Source organism: Neobittarella massiliensis (ex Bilen et al. 2018) (assembly GCF_014269355.1).
Classification (GTDB): domain Bacteria; phylum Bacillota; class Clostridia; order Oscillospirales; family Ruminococcaceae; genus Neobittarella; species Neobittarella massiliensis.
Genome location: NZ_JACOGI010000001.1, coordinates 618,470 through 637,003, shown reverse-complemented (window position 1 = coordinate 637,003; position 18,534 = coordinate 618,470). Strand labels below are relative to the sequence as shown.

General features: G+C 60.6%; 17 protein-coding genes. All 17 read right to left on the bottom strand.

What is annotated here, in order from left to right; translation table 11 throughout:
• Positions 1-148: 148 nt before the first annotated feature.
• Entirely contained in the window at positions 149-1,366 is a 1,218-nt protein-coding gene (locus tag H8K20_RS02940; protein WP_186487431.1) for a metal-dependent hydrolase family protein, read from the bottom strand.
• A gap of 77 nt (positions 1,367-1,443) precedes the next feature.
• On the bottom strand, positions 1,444-1,725 hold the full coding sequence (locus H8K20_RS02935; protein ID WP_186487430.1) for a DUF6506 family protein: 282 nt from the start codon (positions 1,723-1,725) through the stop codon (positions 1,444-1,446).
• 148 nt (positions 1,726-1,873) lie between these two features.
• Complete coding sequence (locus H8K20_RS02930) at positions 1,874-3,088, bottom strand: metal-dependent hydrolase family protein (RefSeq protein ID WP_105205821.1); 1,215 nt, start codon at positions 3,086-3,088, stop codon at positions 1,874-1,876.
• Positions 3,089-3,290: 202 nt separating this feature from the next.
• The gene (locus tag H8K20_RS02925; protein ID WP_186487429.1) at positions 3,291-4,502 is read right to left on the bottom strand and encodes a hypothetical protein; all 1,212 of its coding nucleotides are present in this window, start codon (positions 4,500-4,502) and stop codon (positions 3,291-3,293) included.
• Positions 4,503-6,066: 1,564 nt separating this feature from the next.
• Complete coding sequence (locus H8K20_RS02920) at positions 6,067-6,516, bottom strand: GtrA family protein (RefSeq protein ID WP_186487428.1); 450 nt, start codon at positions 6,514-6,516, stop codon at positions 6,067-6,069.
• A 212-nt stretch (positions 6,517-6,728) separates the two neighbouring features.
• Positions 6,729-7,316 carry a GrpB family protein gene (locus H8K20_RS02915; RefSeq protein WP_186487427.1) on the bottom strand — a complete coding sequence of 196 codons (588 nt, stop codon included), beginning with the start codon at positions 7,314-7,316 and terminating at the stop codon, positions 6,729-6,731.
• A gap of 110 nt (positions 7,317-7,426) precedes the next feature.
• Entirely contained in the window at positions 7,427-7,882 is a 456-nt protein-coding gene (locus tag H8K20_RS02910; RefSeq protein WP_105205826.1) for a CD1247 N-terminal domain-containing protein, read from the bottom strand.
• Positions 7,883-7,964: 82 nt separating this feature from the next.
• Positions 7,965-8,522, bottom strand: a complete 558-nt coding sequence (efp, locus tag H8K20_RS02905; RefSeq protein WP_105205827.1) for an elongation factor P — start codon at positions 8,520-8,522, stop codon at positions 7,965-7,967.
• Between the two features lie 147 nt (positions 8,523-8,669).
• Entirely contained in the window at positions 8,670-9,722 is a 1,053-nt protein-coding gene (locus H8K20_RS02900) for a M24 family metallopeptidase (RefSeq protein WP_105205828.1), read from the bottom strand.
• 4 nt (positions 9,723-9,726) lie between these two features.
• On the bottom strand, positions 9,727-10,191 hold the full coding sequence (aroQ, locus tag H8K20_RS02895) for a type II 3-dehydroquinate dehydratase (RefSeq protein ID WP_154865752.1): 465 nt from the start codon (positions 10,189-10,191) through the stop codon (positions 9,727-9,729).
• A gap of 39 nt (positions 10,192-10,230) precedes the next feature.
• Positions 10,231-10,953: a uracil-DNA glycosylase family protein gene (locus tag H8K20_RS02890; RefSeq protein ID WP_186487426.1), complete on the bottom strand. Its 723-nt coding sequence runs from the start codon at positions 10,951-10,953 to the stop codon at positions 10,231-10,233.
• Between the two features lie 11 nt (positions 10,954-10,964).
• Positions 10,965-11,834: a TIM barrel protein gene (locus H8K20_RS02885; RefSeq protein ID WP_186487425.1), complete on the bottom strand. Its 870-nt coding sequence runs from the start codon at positions 11,832-11,834 to the stop codon at positions 10,965-10,967.
• Between the two features lie 45 nt (positions 11,835-11,879).
• Positions 11,880-12,362, bottom strand: a complete 483-nt coding sequence (locus H8K20_RS02880; RefSeq protein WP_105205832.1) for a YqeG family HAD IIIA-type phosphatase — start codon at positions 12,360-12,362, stop codon at positions 11,880-11,882.
• 244 nt (positions 12,363-12,606) lie between these two features.
• The gene (locus tag H8K20_RS02875; RefSeq protein WP_186487424.1) at positions 12,607-14,718 is read right to left on the bottom strand and encodes an Ig-like domain-containing protein; all 2,112 of its coding nucleotides are present in this window, start codon (positions 14,716-14,718) and stop codon (positions 12,607-12,609) included.
• Positions 14,719-15,395: 677 nt separating this feature from the next.
• Positions 15,396-15,578 carry a 30S ribosomal protein S21 gene (rpsU, locus tag H8K20_RS02870; RefSeq protein WP_105205834.1) on the bottom strand — a complete coding sequence of 61 codons (183 nt, stop codon included), beginning with the start codon at positions 15,576-15,578 and terminating at the stop codon, positions 15,396-15,398.
• Between the two features lie 175 nt (positions 15,579-15,753).
• On the bottom strand, positions 15,754-18,168 hold the full coding sequence (gene leuS, locus H8K20_RS02865) for a leucine--tRNA ligase (RefSeq protein ID WP_186487423.1): 2,415 nt from the start codon (positions 18,166-18,168) through the stop codon (positions 15,754-15,756).
• A complete protein-coding gene (rsfS, locus tag H8K20_RS02860) occupies positions 18,165-18,515 on the bottom strand; it encodes a ribosome silencing factor (protein ID WP_105205836.1) in 351 nt (116 codons plus the stop codon). Before rsfS ends, leuS begins: the two co-directional genes overlap by 4 nt.
• Positions 18,516-18,534 lie beyond the last annotated feature (19 nt).

Sequence of the window (18,534 nt, the reverse complement as noted above, 5' to 3'; positions counted from 1 at the left end):
TGGATACAGTATAGCGGCGTATCGTCTCTCTGTCAACGATTTTTAGCGGTGGTGGTCCGCGGTGGCCCCCCTACCCGCCGGGCGATACAAAAGAGGTGCCGCGGGGCGGCACCTCTTTTGTTGCGTTTTGCGCGGGAGCGCTGGCAGCTTAGGCCTTATAGACCTTGCCGCCTTTCATGACGAAGCTGCAGCGCTGCATAGACGAGATATCGGCGAAGGGATCGCCGTCAAAGGCGGCGATATCGGCCAGCTTGCCCGGCTCTACGCTGCCGACTTTATCCTGCCAGCCCAGCAGCTGGGCGTTGGTGGCGGTGGCCGCCTGCAGCACCTGGGCCACAGTAAAGCCGAAATCTACCATGAGACTAAACTCGTAGGCCTGTTTGCCGTGGTAGTTAAAGGAGGTGCCGGCATCGGTGCCAAAGCAGATCTTTACCCCCGCCTGGCGGCACTTGCGCAGGTTTTCGCGGTGGCCCTGCAGGCAGCGGACCGATTTTTCGACCACCTCGGCCGGCAGGCCGGCAGCCACGCCGTTTTCGTTGATGCGCTGGCCGGCGATGATGGTGGGCACCAGGTAGGTGCCGTGCCGGGCCATCAGCTCTACACATTCATCGTCCATGAGCATGCCGTGCTCGATGGAGGTGATGCCGGCACGGATGGCGTTTTTGATGCCCTGCGCGCCGTGGGCGTGGGCCGAGGAGATGCGGCCGCGGCTGTTGGCCACGTCTAAAATGGCTTTCATCTCCTCAAAGGTGAGCTCGATGGCGCCGGGTTCGCCGGGGTTGCCCACCCCGCCGGTGGCCATGATCTTGATCTGGTCGGCGCCGTATTTGAGGTTGTAGCGGGCGGCGCGGCGGCCGGCATCCGGCCCGTCGATAATGACCCCCGACTGGCATTTACCGGTGATCTGCGGCGCCAGCCAGCCGTCGGAATGGCCGCCGGTGGAGGAGATGGCCTCGCCGCTGACGAACATGCGCGGGCCGTCTATCTCGCCCCGGTCGATGGCGTTTCGCACGGCGATATCGGCAAAGCCGTAAGAGCCCTCGTCGCGGATGGTGGTGAAACCGGCCATCAGGTCTTTTTTCGCCAGCAGCATGGAGCGGATGGTGAGGTCGCCGATGGTGCCCTTGTTGATGCAGTCCATAAACTCCACCTCACCGTCCCAAATGGTGTGGACGTGGGCGTCGATGAGGCCGGGGGTGACGAACTTGTCGCCCAGGTCGTAAACGGTGCAGCCGGCGGTATCGGCCTGCTCGACCGGGCAGACGGCGGTGATCTTTTCGCCCTCAACGGTGACGGCCACCTTTTCTTTGACGGTACCGGTCGTGCTGCAAAACAGCTTGCCGCACAAAAGCACGATCTTATCCATAAGCGCTTCTCCTTCTCTACTTTATAAAGTATCGGCTCGTTTGCCCAGCCGGCAGTCCGTCGCCGCTGGGAAGAGCTCTAACCAAATATCTCTTCGAACAGAGCGTCCTGTTCGGGCAGGTGCACCGCATAGCTCACCGCCACTTTGCCGCCGGTGGCGGCGATGACGGCGCGGGCCCCCGCCTCCTCAAAGGCGCCGCACAGCTCGATGCAGCGCACCCCGTCGGCTGCCAGCTGCTGCGCTGTTTGGCAGGCGTCTTCGATACTGGATACGCCGACGACCTGCACACCGCCGCCGTGCATGTCGGCGCGGTCGCGGCGGCTGTCGAAGTGGCCCATGAGCATATAGGCGAGTTTCATATTTTAGACCTCTTTCTATCGGCGGAGCGCCGGTCACCTTTTCGATAAGCGGCGCCCGCACGCTTTTTTTAGCGGTGGGCCCCAAGGGGCATACAGCCAAAAAAGTGGCCGCTTGCAGGCGGCCACTCTGGCGGTTTAAAGCTGGGGGTTAGCCCTTATACACGACGCCGTCTTTCATGACGAAGGTGCAGTTTTCCATGGTGTGGATATCGTCGAAGGGGCTGACGTCGAAGGCGGTGATATCGGCCAGTTTGCCGGCCTCGATGGAGCCGACCCTGTCGTTCATGCGCATGAGCTCAGAGGCGACTTTGGTGGCCGACAGCAGGCTCTCGGCCACGCCGAAGTTGCCGTATTTCTGCATGAGGGCAAACTCGCAGGTCTGGGTACCGTGGTAGTTATAGTAGGTGCCGGCGTCGGTGCCGAAGGCGATCTTTACGCCTTTGGCGCGGCATTTTTCCAGGTTCTTGCCGTGGTTGACCAGGCAGCGGGTGGCTTTCTCGACCGCCTCGGCGGGCAGGGAGTCGCCGTTCTCGACGATCTTGTAGGCCGCTACGATGGTGGGGACCAGGTAGGTGCCGTGCTCGGCCATCATGTCGATGCACTCGTCGTCCATCATCATGCCGTGCTCGATGGAGGTGATACCGGCCCTGATGGCGTTTTTGATGCCCACTGCGCCGTGTGCATGAGCCGAGGAGATGTGGCCGCGGCTGTTGGCCACATCCAGCGCCGCCTTCATCTCTTCGAAGGTGAAGTCGGGGGCGCCGGGCTCGTCGCCGATGGACATGACGCCGCCGGTGGCCATGAGTTTGATCTGGTCAGCGCCGTATTTCAGGGTGTAGCGGGCGGCATGACGGGCGCCGTCGGGGCCGTCGGAGATGAGGCCCATGGTGGTCTCGCCGTGGATGTCGGGGTTATAGTGGGAGTCGGAGTGGCCGCCGGTGGTGCCCAAGGGACGGCCGGAGACCATCATGCGGGGGCCCACCACGTCGCCGCGGTTGATGGCATTTCTCAGCGCCACGTCGACAAAGCCGTAAGAACCCTCGTCGCGCACGGTGGTAAAGCCGGCCATCAGGTCTTTCTCGGCGTTTTTCATGCTGGCGAAGGCAAAGTCGCCGGCGGTCCAGGTGATCTGGGTCTCCATGCAGCCGGGGCGGCCGTCGAAAGCGGTGTGCAGATGGGTGTCGATCAGGCCGGGCATAACAAATTTATCCGACAGGTCGATGACCTCACAGCCGGCGCAGTCCACTGCCGCCGCGGGGGCGACTTCCACGATCTTGTTGTCCTCGATGACAACAGCCATGTTCTCCTGTACGCGCTCGTCGGTGGCGGTAAAGAGCTTGCCGCATTTGATTACTTTTTTCATCTCAAACACTCCTTTACAGTTTTACAGTACTGTGTGTATGGCAGGGCCGCGGCTGCGGCCCGATACAGCGATCCTTGATCCTTTAAAGGGCTAAAACGAAGTTGTGCCGCCAGCGGCAGAGCGCGGGCGGCACGACTTATATGCTTTTCAAACTGCGCACTGTCGGGCAATATGCGCGCTGCGCGCATTGCTCAGGCAGTTTTTATTTGAAGATCATGGGGGCGATGATGCCGGCGAACACGACCGAGGCGATGGTGACGGTGGTGAAACCGCCGACCAGCATTTTGGGCAGCAGGATCTCGGAGACAGCTGCTTTCTCCTCGTCGGAGGCGTCGAGGCCGTTGGTGACCTCGTTGGTGATGACCTGGGTGCCGGGGTAGCCGATCAGGGCGGTGAGGCCGATGGTGATGGACATGGCCGGGGAGTAGCCCAGCAGTTTGCCGGCGATGGCCGCGAATACGGCGATGCCGATGGAGCCCAGGATCAGGGTGCCGATGAGGGGATAGATCATGCCCAGGAACGCCTTAAACGAGATGGAGGCGAAACTGCCGGGGACGATGCTCATCAGGGCGATACCCACAAAGCCGTAGGCGTTGGCCTTGTTCAGGGCGTTCTTCTCGAGGAAACCGAACTCGCAGAACAGGATGCCGAACAGCAGATAGGCGATGTTGGGGTTTAAGATGTAGTTGGTGGGGTTGGAGCCGGGTATGGCGGTGAAGTTGGCCAGGATGGCGGCAATAGCGGCCACGATGGCCACGCGGCCGATGATCCAGCTGGAGGTGCTCAGGCTCTTGGGCATGGGGGGGATGAAGCGCAGATTGATCTTCTTTTTCTTGTCTGCGCTGTCGCCGCTCAGGTCCAGCGTGCCGGATTTGACCAGCTTGTTGGCCTCTTTTTTCAGCAGGAAAGAGGCGATGGGCATACCGATGAACATCTGGAAGGCCACCACCAGCATGGCGAAACCGCCCAGCTCGGGTTTGCCGGCAGCGACTGCCGACTCGTTGGTGATGACACCGGCGATAACGCCGCCGGCAATGGGCGAAGCAGCGCTCAGGGCGTACTCACGGCCGAAGAGCATGGTCGAAAGCGTAAAGCTGATGGCCGCCAAGCCGACCAGACCGATCAGGGCGATCAGGACGGTCTTCCACTCTTTTAACAGGTCCTCCAGGTTGATGATGGTGCCTACGTGTACCAGCAAAATAGCGATACCAAAGGCGCTCATCATAGCCGGCAGGGTGGTGTCGGTCAGGGAAGAAGCGGGGATGATCTTGGTCCAGAAACCAACCAGATACACGGCAGCGCCGATGATGATGGATGAGACCAGACCTTTTGTTTTCTCTGCTACCAGGTCGCCGAACGCGAAAACGATCACGAATACGGCAAACGAGAATAGCGGCGTCCATAAGCTTTGCATAAGGATCCTCCTACTCTTTTTGAGAATGACCGGCTTTGCCCGTCATTTTTCCATAGTATAGCACGCGCATTTTTCGTTGTCACCACTTTTAGTCCGATTTCGTCACATGTGTCAATTCATCACTTTCAACCAGTAAAATCGGCGGTAAAAATCACGTATTTTCAAAGTTTATTCATAAATTGATAACGGTTTGACAATGTAATGTGTTTTATATGCGCACACATTTGCCTTATACCGCACTTTTGTGTTTGTATAGAAAACACTTTCGTCCGTGACAGGACTACCGGCAGATCTTCCAGCGGAGATAGACCTGGTTCGTCAATGTGCACAGACCACATGGTGGAAAACCGCTGTTTTAGCAATTTTTGTTGTTTTTTGGTAAAAAAAGTTGCCACATCGCTTTGTCACTGCAAAGTGCTGGAAGAACTGGGGCCAACTCTCAGTTTTGGGTGGGCGGCGAGCGGGTTGGGGGCGGGGGACCTAACCGGGCGGTGGCGAGCAGCGGACGGGTTGGGTGTGGGGTTTAACCGGACGGCAGTGAGCGGGCAGGTTGGGTGGGGGGTTAACCGGACGGCGGTGAGCGGGCAGGTTGGATGTGGGGTTAACCGGACGGCGGTGAGCGGGCAGGTTGGGTGCGGGGTTAACCGGACGGCGGTGAGCGGGCAGGTTGGGTGCGGGGTTAACCGGACGGCGGTGAGCGGGCAGGTTTAGTGCGGGAGACCTGCCGGGTGGCGGCGAGCAGCGGACGAGTTGGTACGGGACTTGACCGGGCTGCGGTGAGCGGGCGGGTTGGGTGGGGGGGGGGACCGGCCGGGTGGCGAGCGGGCGGGCAGGTTGGGGGGGGAGGATCGGGCGGGCGGCAAGCAGTGGGTGTGTTGGAGACGGGGGACCTGCCGGGTGGCGGCGGGCAGCGGACGGGTTGGCACGGGACTTGACCGGGTGGCGGTGAACGGGTGGGTTGGGTGCGGAGGATCGGGCGGGTGGCAAGCAATGGGTGTGTTGGAGACGGGGGACCTGCCGGGTGGCGGCGGGCAGCGGACGGGTTGGCACGAGGCTTGACCGGGTGGCGGTGAGCGGGCAGGTTTAGTGCGGGAGACCTGCCGGGTGGCGGCGAGCAGCGGACGGGTTGGCACGGGACTTGACCGGGTGGCGGTGAACGGGTGGGTTGGGTGCGGGGCTTAACCGGACAGCAGTGAGCGGGCGGGTTGGGTGCGGGGTTTAACCGGACGGCAGTGAGCGAGCGGGTTTAGTGCGGGGGATCGGACGGGCATGTTGGGGGTGGAGGATCAGGCGGGCGGCGAGCAGTGGGTATGTTTTAGACGGGGACCGGGTGGGTGGCGAGTGGGCAGCGACTGGAAAGCTGTTCGGCAGCGACGATGGCGGGCCGGTGGGGATCGGGTATATGGAGAAAAACGGCGGCAGAGCGGCACTGGGCATGTTGGCGGGGGCACAAGCCGGCCCGGGCGCTCATGCGCGCTTTGGCAGCCCGTGCCGGTAAACAAAGGCGGCGGTACGATAAAAAAGAGCGCCCTGACGAGCGCTCTTTTTATTTTGCTGGTCTATATCACCGGCGCTCGCCGGCGCTGTTTTTCTTGGAAAATATGATGAGGCAGCTGACCAGGTAGTTGAGGATGGCCGAGGTGGCGCTGGCGATGATCTTGGTCAGGTTTTTGTTGCCGTGCAGCAGGGTGACGAACACAAAGAGCATGACATTTTCGAGCAGGCAGGTGGCCAGACGGCTGCCTGCAAAGCGGGCCAGGTCGGCTGCGACCTGTTTGCCGGTCTGCCCGCGGGTGCCAAAGACGTACAGCTTGTTGGTAAAGAAGGCCGCGACCACGTACAGGACCCAGGCGACGGTATTGCTGACGAGGTAGTGTAGCCCCAAGGCGTTGGTCAGCAGCAGGTACACGCCCAAATTGAAAAAGGCGGTGATGGCCCCCCAGAACACGTAGCGCACAAAGCGGGGCAGATCGTTTTTAATGTCGCCAAATACTTTGGCAGCCAGCTTTTTCACCAGCAGCCCCCCTGTCAGCGCCCGGCTGGTGGGCCGGGTTTGAGATGTCGAATACTGTCGCGTTGACTGGCATTGTACCACCGCCGGCAGCGGTTGTCAAATCGCAGCCGCTACCGGCGGCGTGCCGGTAACGCGCCTCCTCTGCCCTGCTGCAGGACTGCCGGCGGCCTGGGCGGCAGGTGGCGGCAGCTGCTGCGCCGACCTGTCGGCGGCTACCGGGCGCTGCCGGCGGAGGCCAGCGCCCGCTGCATGATCTGCTGCACCACCGCGGTCTTGGCGTCGGCGTAGTGCTGCACGTGGCGCCACACCCGGGCGGCCAGCCGGCGCTTTGCAGCGGCGTACAGGTCGCGGTCTTCGGGGTGGGCGCGCAGCCAGTCGCGAAACAGCAGCATGCGCTGCGCCTCCTCTGACCCGACGGTGAACACGTGGATGTTGCAGTCGGTCCCGGGGCCTTTAAACATGCGGTGCTGATACCAGTCCGGCTCGCGGATGCGCAGCGTGTAGCCGGCCTTTTGCATAGCGGGCAGATAGGCGGACTCATCGGCCGAGTCGGCCACCAGCAACAGCATATCGATGATGGGCTTGGCGCACAGGCCCGGCACCGAGGTGGAGCCCACGTGCTCGATCTGCCGGGCGCCTGCGCCCAGCGCGGCCTGTATGCGCTGCCGCTCGGCGGCGTACAGCCGGGGCCACTGGGGGTCGTATTCCTGCAAAAAGATGGTGCTGTTGTGGGGGACCCGCTCCCCCACGGTGACCTGGGCCAGCTCGGCGTCGCTGCGCTCTATCTTTGGTGATGGCATATCGTATGACCTCCCATTGCGGGCTGCACCGCCGGGGCGGTACAGCAGAAAGAGAGGACCGGTATACCGGTCCTCTCTGTGCGCGATCTCGCTATTTTCGTGGCGGCGGACTACTTGCAGTCGCAGCCCTCTTCGTGGCAGTCGCAGCCGCCCTCGGGCTCGTCCTCATCGTAGACGAAATCCATATCGAACTCCAGCTCCTCGCCGCAGTTGGGGCAGGGGATGCTGCCCAGGTCCAGCATGTCCTCGTCCACGCAGACCACTTCGCCGCAACTGGGGCAGGTCACTTCGTACAGCTCGCCCTCATCGAAGTCTTCACAGCCGCAGTCGCAGCCGTCCTCGTCTTCGCCGTAGAGGTCGTCCTCCACATCGGACAGGTCCTCGTCGATCTCCTCGACCAGATCCATCACTTCGTCCAGATCTTCCTCGATGTCGTCGACAGTCAGCGCCAAATCTTCAATGATGTCCACCATTGCCGAAATCACTTTGACTTCTTTTTTGCCTTTGTCCAGTTCCAGGCCCTCCATCAGGCCTTTCAGGTAGGACACTTTTTCGTTTATTGTCACTGCAATCTCTCCTGTCCTTATAAATTTGGATGCGCTTACTCCCCAGTAACCAGTATCCAGTAACCAGTATAGAGTATGGGGCTTATGCGCGCTCCATATACTCGCCAGTGCGGGTATCGATGCGGATCTTGTCGCCCTCGTCGAGGAACAGGGGCACGCGGATCTCGGCACCGGTCTCCAGAATGGCGGGTTTGGTGGTGTTGGTGGCCGTGTTGCCCTTAAAGCCCGGATCGGTCTTGGTGATCTCGAGATCGACGAAGAACGGGGGCTCTACGCCAAACACGTTGCCTTTGTAGGAGAGCACCTTCACGTCGGTGTTCTCTTTGACGAACTTGAAGTTGTCGCTGAGCACCGACTTGTTGATCGGCAGCTGCTCGTAGTTCTCGTTGTCCATAAAGTAGTACAGATCGCCGTCGCTGTACAAATACTGCATGTCGCGGCGCTCGATGTAGGCGGTGGGGTATTTCTCGGTGGGGTTAAAGGTCTTCTCGACCACGCCACCGGTGATGACGTTTTTGACTTTGGTGCGCACGAACGCGGCGCCTTTGCCCGGCTTTACGTGCTGGAACTCGATGACCTGCATCACGTTGCCGTCCATCTCGAATGTCACGCCGTTTCTAAAATCTCCCGCAGATATCATTGTTGACCTCCATACTCATAGTTCTATCTAATTCTATCCTATCTCGGTCGCTTTTTCAACCCCGAGTTTGTGGATAAGCGCATAAACAGGCCACTTTTCGGGGCCCGGGCGGCCGATGTGTCCGCAGTGGGCGGACAGGCAGCACCGCTATAGCGCCAGCAGCTCTTTGGGGGAGCGGGTGATGTCGGTGCAGCCGTCCCGGGTGATGACGACCATGTCCTCGATGCGGACCCCAAACCTGCCCGGCAGGTAGATGCCCGGCTCGACGGTGATGACCATGCCCGGCCGGGTGAGCGTGCCGCAGGAGGGGGAAAAAGCCGGTTCCTCGTGGATATCCAGCCCCACCCCGTGGCCCAGACCGTGGCCGAAGCATTCGCCGTAGCCGGCGTCGGCGATGAGCGCGCGCACCTGGGCGTCCACCCAGTCGCAGGCGACGCCCGGGCCGGCCAACTGTACCCCCAGGCGGTTGGCCTGCAGCACGATATCGTAGACCTGCCGCTGCTCGTCTGTCACCTGCCCCACCGCCACGGTGCGGGTCATGTCGGAGCAGTAGCCGCCGACGGTGCAGCCGAAATCCATGGTGATGAAGTCGCCCGGCTGCACCAGCCGCTCGCCGGGCACCCCGTGGGGCTTGGAGGAATTTTCGCCCGACACCACGATGAAGTCGAAGCTGACCCCTTGGGCCCCCTGACGGCGGATGTAGAACTCCATATCCAGGGCGATGTCGCGCTCGCTGCGGCCGGCGGCGATGCGCTGGGTGATGTAGGAAAAGCAGTCGTCGGTGAGCTGCTGGGCCTGGCGGATAAAGCCCAGCTCCACCTCTGACTTGCACATGCGCAGCTGCTGCAGCAGGCCGTCTACCCCGCTGTCTTCTAAAAAGGCGCCGGGCAGCTGTTTTTGGTAGCGCCGCAGCTGGGCCAGATCGGTGAGGCTGTCGCACAGGCCCCAGGTTTTGACCCCGTGGGCTGCAAACAGCTCGCCGATCTGCTGGTACAGCCGGCCCTGCAGGAGCACCTGGCAGTCGACAGCTGTTTGGCGGGCCATCTCGATATAGCGGAAGTCGATGATGAGATAGGTCTCGTCGCGGGTGACGACCACCGTGCCCGCCGAGGAGCGCACCCCGGTCAGGTACTGGCGGTTCTTCTCGTCGCTGATGATGGCGGCGTCTACGCCTTGCGGCAGTTTATCACAGATGCGCATATCTCTATTCCCCCTCTTTCAGGCGCTGGGCCAGCGCCTCGATGGCCAGCAGATAGCCCATAGAGCCCAGGCCCACGATCTGGCCGACACACACCGCCGCCGTCACCGACTGGTGGCGAAACTCCTCGCGCCGGTGCACGTTGGAGATGTGCACCTCGACAGCCGGCAGCGAGACCGCGGCCAGCGCGTCGCGGATGGCATAGCTGTAATGGGTGTAGGCGCCGGGGTTGATGACGATGGCGTCGAATTCGCCGGGGGCGCCGTCGGGGCCCAGGCCCCGGTGGATAAAGTCGATGAGGTCCCCCTCGCTGTTTGACTGAAAGGTGATACAGTCAAATCCCAGCTGGCGGCATTTTTCGATACAGGCCTCCTCGATGGACTGCAGCGTTTGCCGGCCGTAGTGGGCCGGTTCCCGCACGCCCAACAGGTCGAGGTTGGGCCCGTTGACGATGGCGATGGTCCCGCGCATAAAAAGTCCCCCTTTTTTTACAATAGAGTGGGTAGTCGTCTACCGGTACAGCCCCCGCGCCAGCAGCCGGTCGTGCAGCTTTGCCAGGTGTTTTTCGTCGGCACAGCGGTAGCTGGGGTGGTACACGCTGAGCACCGTATAGGGCCGCAGCGCGTCGGCCCCCACATACTGCTCGAGCAAATTCTGGACGCCGCCCCCACAGCAGACGATGACCTGCGGGCCGATCAGCTCGATCTCGCGGCGGATGTAACCGGCGTATTTTTGGGTGTAGCAGCGCAGCGTGTGCCAGCAGCACCGGCTGGCCCCGCCCCGCTTGTTGAGGTTCATGAAAGCGATCTCGGGGAGGAGGCTGCCGCTCTTGTCGGGGCGCGCGAAGTCACCGCTGACGGCGGCGCTGTAGAGCATGCCCAGCCGCCGGGAGAAGTTTGTCTGTGGACAGCTGCCGGCGGCCACCTCGCGCAGCCAAAAGCCTTTTCCGCACCAGCTCTCCTCGCCATCCGTCGAGATATTTGCCTCTTTAGAAATAAAGAGATACCGCTTGGCCGGTGCCTGCAGCGCCGTGTAGCGGCGGGGTGAGAGGATACCGTCCTTTACAAAAGAGCAGCTGTTTACCTGCACGTTTGCATACAGGCGGTAATGATGCGGCTGCTCCGCTCGGTGCTCCCGGCGCCAGCAGTCCATGAGTGCTCCCAGCGAGGTGACGGCCCCCAGTTCTCTGTCCGTGCGCTTGACACGGCCAATATCTGCCCCTGTGGCACGCATGCCGGTCCCCCCTACTCTTTTGCCAGCTGCTGGTGATAGTAGATCTTCATGGCCAAGGCGTCTTCGGCCTGGGTGCCGGCCGACTCGCAGATGATGGTGGGGCAGCTGCCGTATTCGGCCAGCAGCTCCATCAGCGGGTGAAAGTCGGGGCCGAACAGGCCGTCGGCAAAGGTGAGGTGGCGCTTTTCGCCGCCGTTTTCGGTGTACTCGATCATCGAGTAGTGGGCGTGAAAGTCGCGCAGTCTCTCCTCCCCCAATACGCTGCCGATGGCATCTAAAATGCGGCGGAAGTCGTCTTTGCCGGCTATGCCGCCCAGCGTGCGGGCGTACAGGTGACCGAAGTCGATACAGGGGATGAGACGGCTGTCGAGCTGGCAGAGCGCCAGCACCTCCTCCAGCGTGCCCAGCTGGTTTAATTTGCCCATGGTCTCGGGGCAGATGTGGATGTGGCCCAGCCCGGCGGCGTCGAGGGCATCCAGCGCAGTCTGTATGGTGTCTTTGGCCAGCTCCAGCGCCTCGGCCCGGGATATTTTGGCGCAGGAGCCGGTGTGCACCACGATGCGGCTGGCACCCAGCATATCGGCGGCGCGGGCGCTCTGCAGGATGTAGTCGACCGACTTCTGCCGCTTTTCCTCCTCAACCGAGGACAGCGAGATGTAGTACGGCGCGTGCAGCGACACGGCGACACGGTGCTCTGCCGCTTTGCGGCGAAACTTCTCGGCCGTGTCGGGGTTTACCCGCACGCCGCGGCCGCACTGGTACTCGTAGCAGTCGAGGCCCATCTTCTCTACATAGCCCGGGGCCTGCAGGGTGGTCTTGTAGCCCTGCTCTTTAAAGCTGTTGGAATTGCCGGCCGGGCCGAATATGGCGGTATCTGGCATGGTATAATAGCTCTCCTTCCCGGTGGGGTATGGGCGGTGCGGCGGTCAGTCGTCCACCCGCTTGACGATCAGGTCCTCCAGCTTGCGCTTAAAGCGTATCTGGCGCAGCTCAGAGGAGTCGATGGGGTTTACCAGGATGGTCTTGACCCCGGCCAGGTTGCCGCCCAGCGTGTCGGTAAACAGCTGGTCGCCGACCATAGCCACCTGACTTTTGGGCAGCCCCATTTTGGCCACCGCCTTTTTGTAGCTGCCGGGCAGCGGTTTTTTGGCGTCGCAGATGTAATCTACCCCAAAGATCTCGGCAAAGGGGCGCACCCGGTCGTAGCCGTTGTTGGAGATGATGACCGTTTGTATGCCGTTTTGGTGCAGCTTGTCCATCCACGCCTCCACCCCTTCGGCGGGGACCGGGTGGTCGTGCTTGGCCAGCGTGTTATCGATATCGATGATCAGGCCGCGGATATTATTTTGTTTTAAAAAATTTATGGTCACGTCGGCGACGCTCCTGAACATATAACCGGGTCTCAGCATGGTGTTCTCCTGTTAAAAGCTTTGGTGTGGTGGCCGGCGGCAGCGCGCCGGCGGCTTCTTCCATAGTATAGCAATTTTGCGCCTTTATTTCTACAGGTAAACGGCCCGTGACACAAATTATCTGCCACCCGGGCGGACAGTGCTGCCCGGCAGTGGGACCGGTGTGGGGGGTACGGCCGCCGCCACAGCAAAAAAGGGCCCCGATAGATCGGGAGCCCTTTTTATGAAAAGAGGAAGATGCAGTTTATTTCATGTGGCGGAATTTGCTCTGTTTGCCCCGCAGGGTGAGTACTGCGCCGGCGGATACGGCCAGAGCCGCGCCCAGTACCGCGATGGGCAGCACGTCGCCGGTGTTGGCGCTGTCACTGCCTTTACCGGTATCGGTGGTGCTGTCGCCGCCGGGCGTGGTGGTCTCGCCGCCGTTGTTGCCGTTTCCGCCGCTGGACCCATCAAGATAGACCAGCGCATAGGTGGAGAAGCGGTCGGTGGAGAAGGTGAGCGTGCCGTCTTCATTTTGGACGGTCTCGAGCAGGTCGACTTTGCCGTCGTGCAGGCGGGCGATATGGAAAATGCGCCCGTCGGCTTTCAGCTCTTCGGGGACGGCGATGGTGAAGCTGGCCGCGGAGTTGAGCTTATTGAGGGTGCCGAGCTCGACGCCGTCGGCAGTGAGCAGCACCTTTAAGTCGAGGTACTGGGCCACGACCGCGCCGCTGGCCACTTTATCGGCACTCTCTTTGATGAGCGCTTTATCGGCCTCGGCCACCTGGCTCTCGTCCATCAGCTCGACCGAGACGGCCGCCGTGATGGCTTTGCCGCTCTCGGCGGCCTGTTTGACCGCCTCTTTGGTGGCCTCGTCTACCGCGTCTACTGCTTTGCCGGCCAGGACCTCGGTGACTAGCTGGTTGGCGGAGCTGGAGATGACGACATGGGTATTGGAGGTGGAACCGACCTCGACTTTGTCGACCGGTTTGGAGGGGTCGATGGTGGGGATCTGGGGCTCCTCTACCTCGTAAACGGTAACTTCACACTGGGCCGATACGTCACCGGCAGTGGCGGTGATGATAGCTGTGCCGGCAGAACGCGGGTCCACCCGGCCATCCAGCACCTCGGCGACTTCGGGGGCGGAGGTGGTCCAGACGATGCCGTCGGTGTTGTACTCGGGCAGTACGCTGGCGTTGAGCTGTACGGCTCGGCCGCCGGCGTTCAGCAGCAGCTCGTTCTGGTCCAGGGTGATACCGGTGGCTTTCCAGTTGGTGGTCACGTAGCTGGCGTCGCTGCCGATGACCGAGAAGGCGTCCAGCTTTTCGGCGCTGGGGCGAGCAGACAGGTTGAGCACGATGGGGGCAGTGGTGTCGATCTCTTTGATACACCAGCTGGCATCGGCGTATTTGTTTTTAAAGATCTCTACGTCTTCGCGGTACTGGAAGCCGGAGATGATGTCGTTATATTTGGCGTCGGCCCCGACATTGATCTCGGTGCTGCCCACAAAGCCGTAATCGACGCCGCCAAAGCCCCAGCCGTCCCAGTTGTTAGAACCGGCAGCGGTCTCCTCGGCGGGGTAGTAAGAACCGGCGTAGATATCGCCGATCTGGCCGCCGAGGATGTTGTAGGTCATTTTGCCGAGGATGGAGCAGCGCAGGATGGACTGGCCGATATCGGTGCTGCCGCTGTACATGGTGAAGGTGGCGTTGCCGATGATGCCGTTGGTGCCCCACATAAAGCCCTTGAGCTGTGCGGCCGCATCTCTGCCCACCACCACATCGACATTTTCGGCGTAGGCGTAAGAGGTGACGCCGCGGAAATCGTTGACGGTGGCCCCGTCGATGGTGACGTTCAGGTCGCCGATGGCATAGTTTTTATAGGACTTGCCGTTTTGCTCTTTGCGCACGTCGGCGCCAAAGGCAGTGTGCTGGTTGTCGATACCGTGCAGGCCCCGGGTGATGGTGCCGCCGTTGATATCCAGCGTGACGGTGTCGATCAGGCTGTAATCGCAGCCGTTCTTTTCGTTTTTGGTCTTGTTGCCGCCGACCAGATCTTTTACCTGGCCGCCGTTCATGGTGATGGAGGTGCTGCGCAGGTGGATGTTAGAGGACACGGTATCGCTGCCGCCGTATACAGCTGCATCGGCAGCGATGAGCTGCTGGCCACCATCCCACTTGATGAGGGCTGCTTTGCCGGCCTCATCGGTATCTTCGATGGTGATGGGCGTGCCACCTGCAAAAAACTCGTTAGTCGACTCGTTATAGGTAGGCGCTTGGGCGGCGTCGATGTCGTTTTGGGCGGCCAGTGCCGCCAGCGGCAGACATCCCACGACCAGCATGAGTGCCAGTACCGAGGATATGATCTTTTTCTTCATCGATGTGTGCTCCTTCTTCTTTACACATTCTGGTGCGCCCGCCCGTAGGCGAGCACTCCCCCACTTTTTCACTGCCGGTGCAAAACTTATATGCATCCTCCTCTCTGCAGGTGCCGGGTTCAGCGCGGCGGTGCCGGCAGGCGGTGCTCTGCACACAGAGCGAGCGCGCCACCGCCGACCGGCTCTCGCGGCCCAGCTATGTTTTGCACTGGAAATTATGGTTTTTCGTTCACCGGCCGCTCCTAGCTACAGACGCGCAAAAAGGCCGGTCTGCAGCGTGCAGACCGGCCATAAATACCAGGTATATCCAATTTTGCAAAAGAACGAAAAACCATACTTTGCTGAAAAGGCAGCGCGCCGCCACGGGGACCTGCCACCGACGGGCAGACCGATCAAACGCCGCTATCATGCCGTTTTTTGCCCGTCTGCCCCTGGGTGGAAATGGATATCCCTGGCAGATGTTGCAAAATATTCCCAGCTTTTGCCTCCTATTATAAGAGGAAACGCCAGAAATGTCAAACAAATCGGCGGCAAAAGCGTTTTGATGTCGAAAATATGACCGCACGATACATAATGAGGGCAGTGTGGGGAGGCAGTGGTATTTTGGCAGACAAAAAAAGCGGACAACCTAAGTTGTCCGCTTTTTGCACATTTGTCACACACCGGCAAAGCGCAAATTATCTCTTTTTAAATTTGCGTTTACGCGCTGCTTCAGACTTTTTCTTGCGCTTGACAGAAGGTTTCTCGTAGTGCTCCCTCTTACGGACCTCTTGGAGGACGCCCGCTCTGGCGCACTGTCTTTTAAATCTTCTCAAGGCGCTGTCCAAAGACTCGTTGTCTTTGATACGAACTTCTGACACTTACTTCCCCTCCCTCCGCCATGGGGCAGGAGTTTATAATCATTGCCAAGGCAAAAACTATAACCAAACCATATTAGTAGAACAGAGATTATTATACATCTTTTGCCTATACGGTGTCAAGAGAAAATGTATCTGCTCTCTGGTAAATCTGCGCAGAGCAGCTGCCCGCTCAGGTCTACTTGATAACGATATTGACCAGACGGCCCGGCACATACACCTCTTTGATGGGCATTTTGCCGGTGAGCTCGGCGGCGATGGCCGCGTGGTCTTTGGCCAGCCGGATAGCCGTTTCTTTGTCGCAGTTGGCCGGCACCACGATGCGGGCCTTTACCTTGCCGTTTACCTGCACGGCCAGCTCGACGGTGGCGTCGACGCATTTGCTCTCGTCGTACTGCACCCATTTCTGGTGGGAGAGCATCCCTTTGCCCAGGCCGTATTTCTCGAACATCTCCTCGGTGATGTGGGGGGCAAACGGGTTGAGCATGATGAGAAAATCGCGCAGCTCGTCGCGGGTGACCGCTTTCTGGGCATAGATCTCGTTGATGAGGGCCATCATGGCGGCGATCGCGGTGTTGAATTTGAGGTTCTCGATATCCTCGGTCACCTTTTTGATGGTCTTGTGGAAGCTGGTCTCCAGCGCGGCGGAGTAGCCCTCGCCGGGTACCAGCAGCTTGCCCAGGCCCCAGGTGCGCTCTAAAAAGCGGCAGCAGCCCTTGATGGAGTCGGCGCTCCAGGGGGCGGCTTTCTCGAAGTCGCCGATGAACATCTCGTAAAGGCGCAGCGTGTCGGCGCCGTACTGTTCGACGATATCGTCGGGGTTGACCACGTTGCCGCGGGACTTGGACATCTTCTCGCCGTTCTCGCCCAGGATCATGCCGTGGCTGGTGCGCTTATTATAGGGCTCTTTGGTGGGCACCACGCCGATATCGTAGAGGAACTTGTGCCAGAAACGGGAGTACAGCAGGTGCAGGGTGGTGTGCTCCATGCCGCCGTTGTACCAGTCGACCGGCATCCAGTACTCCAGCGCCTCTTTGCTGGCCAGCTCCTTGTCGTTGTGGGGGTCGCAGTAGCGCAGGAAATACCAGGACGAGCCGGCCCACTGGGGCATAGTGTCGGTCTCGCGTTTGGCGGGGCCGCCGCAGTGGGGGCAGGTGGTATTGACCCAGCTGTCGAGCTTGGCCAGCGGGGACTGGCCGTCCTCGGTCTGCTCGAAGTCCTCGATCTCGGGCAGCTTAAGCGGCAGCTGATCCTCGGGGATTGGCACGAAACCGCACTTATCGCAGTGCACGATGGGGATGGGCTCGCCCCAGTAGCGCTGGCGGGAGAACACCCAGTCGCGCAGCTTGAAATTGACTTTGGGGTGACCTTTTTTCTCTTTGTCCAGCCACTCGACGATCGCCTTTTTGGCCTCGTCGACCGTTAGGCCGTCTAAAAAGCCGGAGTTGACCATAGTGCCGGTACCGCAGTCGGTATAGGCCTCTTTTTCCACGTTGCCGCCGGCCACGACCTCGATGATGGGCAGCGAGAATGCCTTGGCGAACTCCCAGTCGCGGGTATCGTGGCCGGGCACCGCCATGATGGCCCCGGTGCCGTAGCTCATGAGCACGTAGTCGGACACGAAGATGGGGATCTCTTTGCCGTTGACCGGGTTGACGGCGCGCACGCCGTCGATGCACACGCCGGTCTTTTCTTTGACCAGCTCGGTGCGCTCGAAGTCGCTCTTGCGGGCGGCCTGCTCGCGGTAGGAGAGCAGTGCATCCAGGTTGTGCACCTTGCCCGCCTGCCCCCACTGGTCTATGTAGGGGTGCTCGGGCGAGAGCACCATGTAGGTGACGCCGAACAGCGTGTCGGGGCGGGTGGTGTAGACGGTGAGCTTGTCCCCCTCGGTGGTGGAGAAATCCACCTCGGCTCCGGTGGAGCGGCCGATCCAGTTGATCTGCGAGGTCTTGACCCGGTCGATAAAGTTGACCTCGTCGAGGTCGTCGATAAGGCGCTGGGCGTACTCGGTGATCCCAAGCATCCACTGGCTCTTGACTTTGCGCACCACTTCGCCGCCGCAGCGCTCGCACACGCCGCCGACGACTTCCTCGTTGGCCAGCACCACTTTGCAGGAGGTGCAGAAGTTGACGGCCATCTCTTTTTTATAAGCCAGCCCCTTTTTGAACAGCTGCAAGAAGATCCACTGGGTCCACTTGTAATAGGAGGGGTCGGTGGTATTTACTTCCCGGTCCCAGTCAAACGACAGACCCAGCGACTTCAGCTGGCTCTTAAAGCGGGCCACGTTCTGCCTGGTGACGATCTCGGGGTGGATGTGGTTTTTGATGGCGTAGTTCTCGGTGGGCAGGCCAAAGGCGTCCCATCCCATGGGGTAGAGCACGTTGTACCCCTCGAGGCGGCGCTTTCTGGCCACGATGTCGAGGGCGGTATAGGAGCGGGGGTGCCCCACGTGCAGGCCCTGACCAGAGGGGTAGGGAAACTCTACCAGCGGGTAGAACTTGGGTTTTGAGTAGTCGGTGGTGGCGGCAAAGGTCTTGTCCTCATCCCACCGGTCCTGCCATTTTTTTTCGATCTGCTTAAAGTCGTAGTTCATGCTTCACTCTCCCAATCTACCAGCTCACCGTCGGCCCACAGCCGCTCCAGGTCGTAAAACTCCCGGGTCTCGTGCAAAAACACGTGCACCATCACGTCGCCGTAATCCAGCAAGATCCAGTTTGCCGACTGGTACCCCTCGACCCGCAGCGGCTCGGCTCCCTGCTGCTTGAGGAGAAACTCCACGTTGTCGGCCAGCGCCTTGACCTGGGTGGTGCTGCCGCCCTCACAGAGGACGAAGTAGTCGCCCAGAGTGGAGATCTTGGCGATCTTGAGCACTTTGATATCGGTGGCTTTTTTATCGTCTAAGGCTTTGGCTGCCAAGAGATATTTTTGTTTTGCGTCCATGCGTTCACTCCTCTGTGTG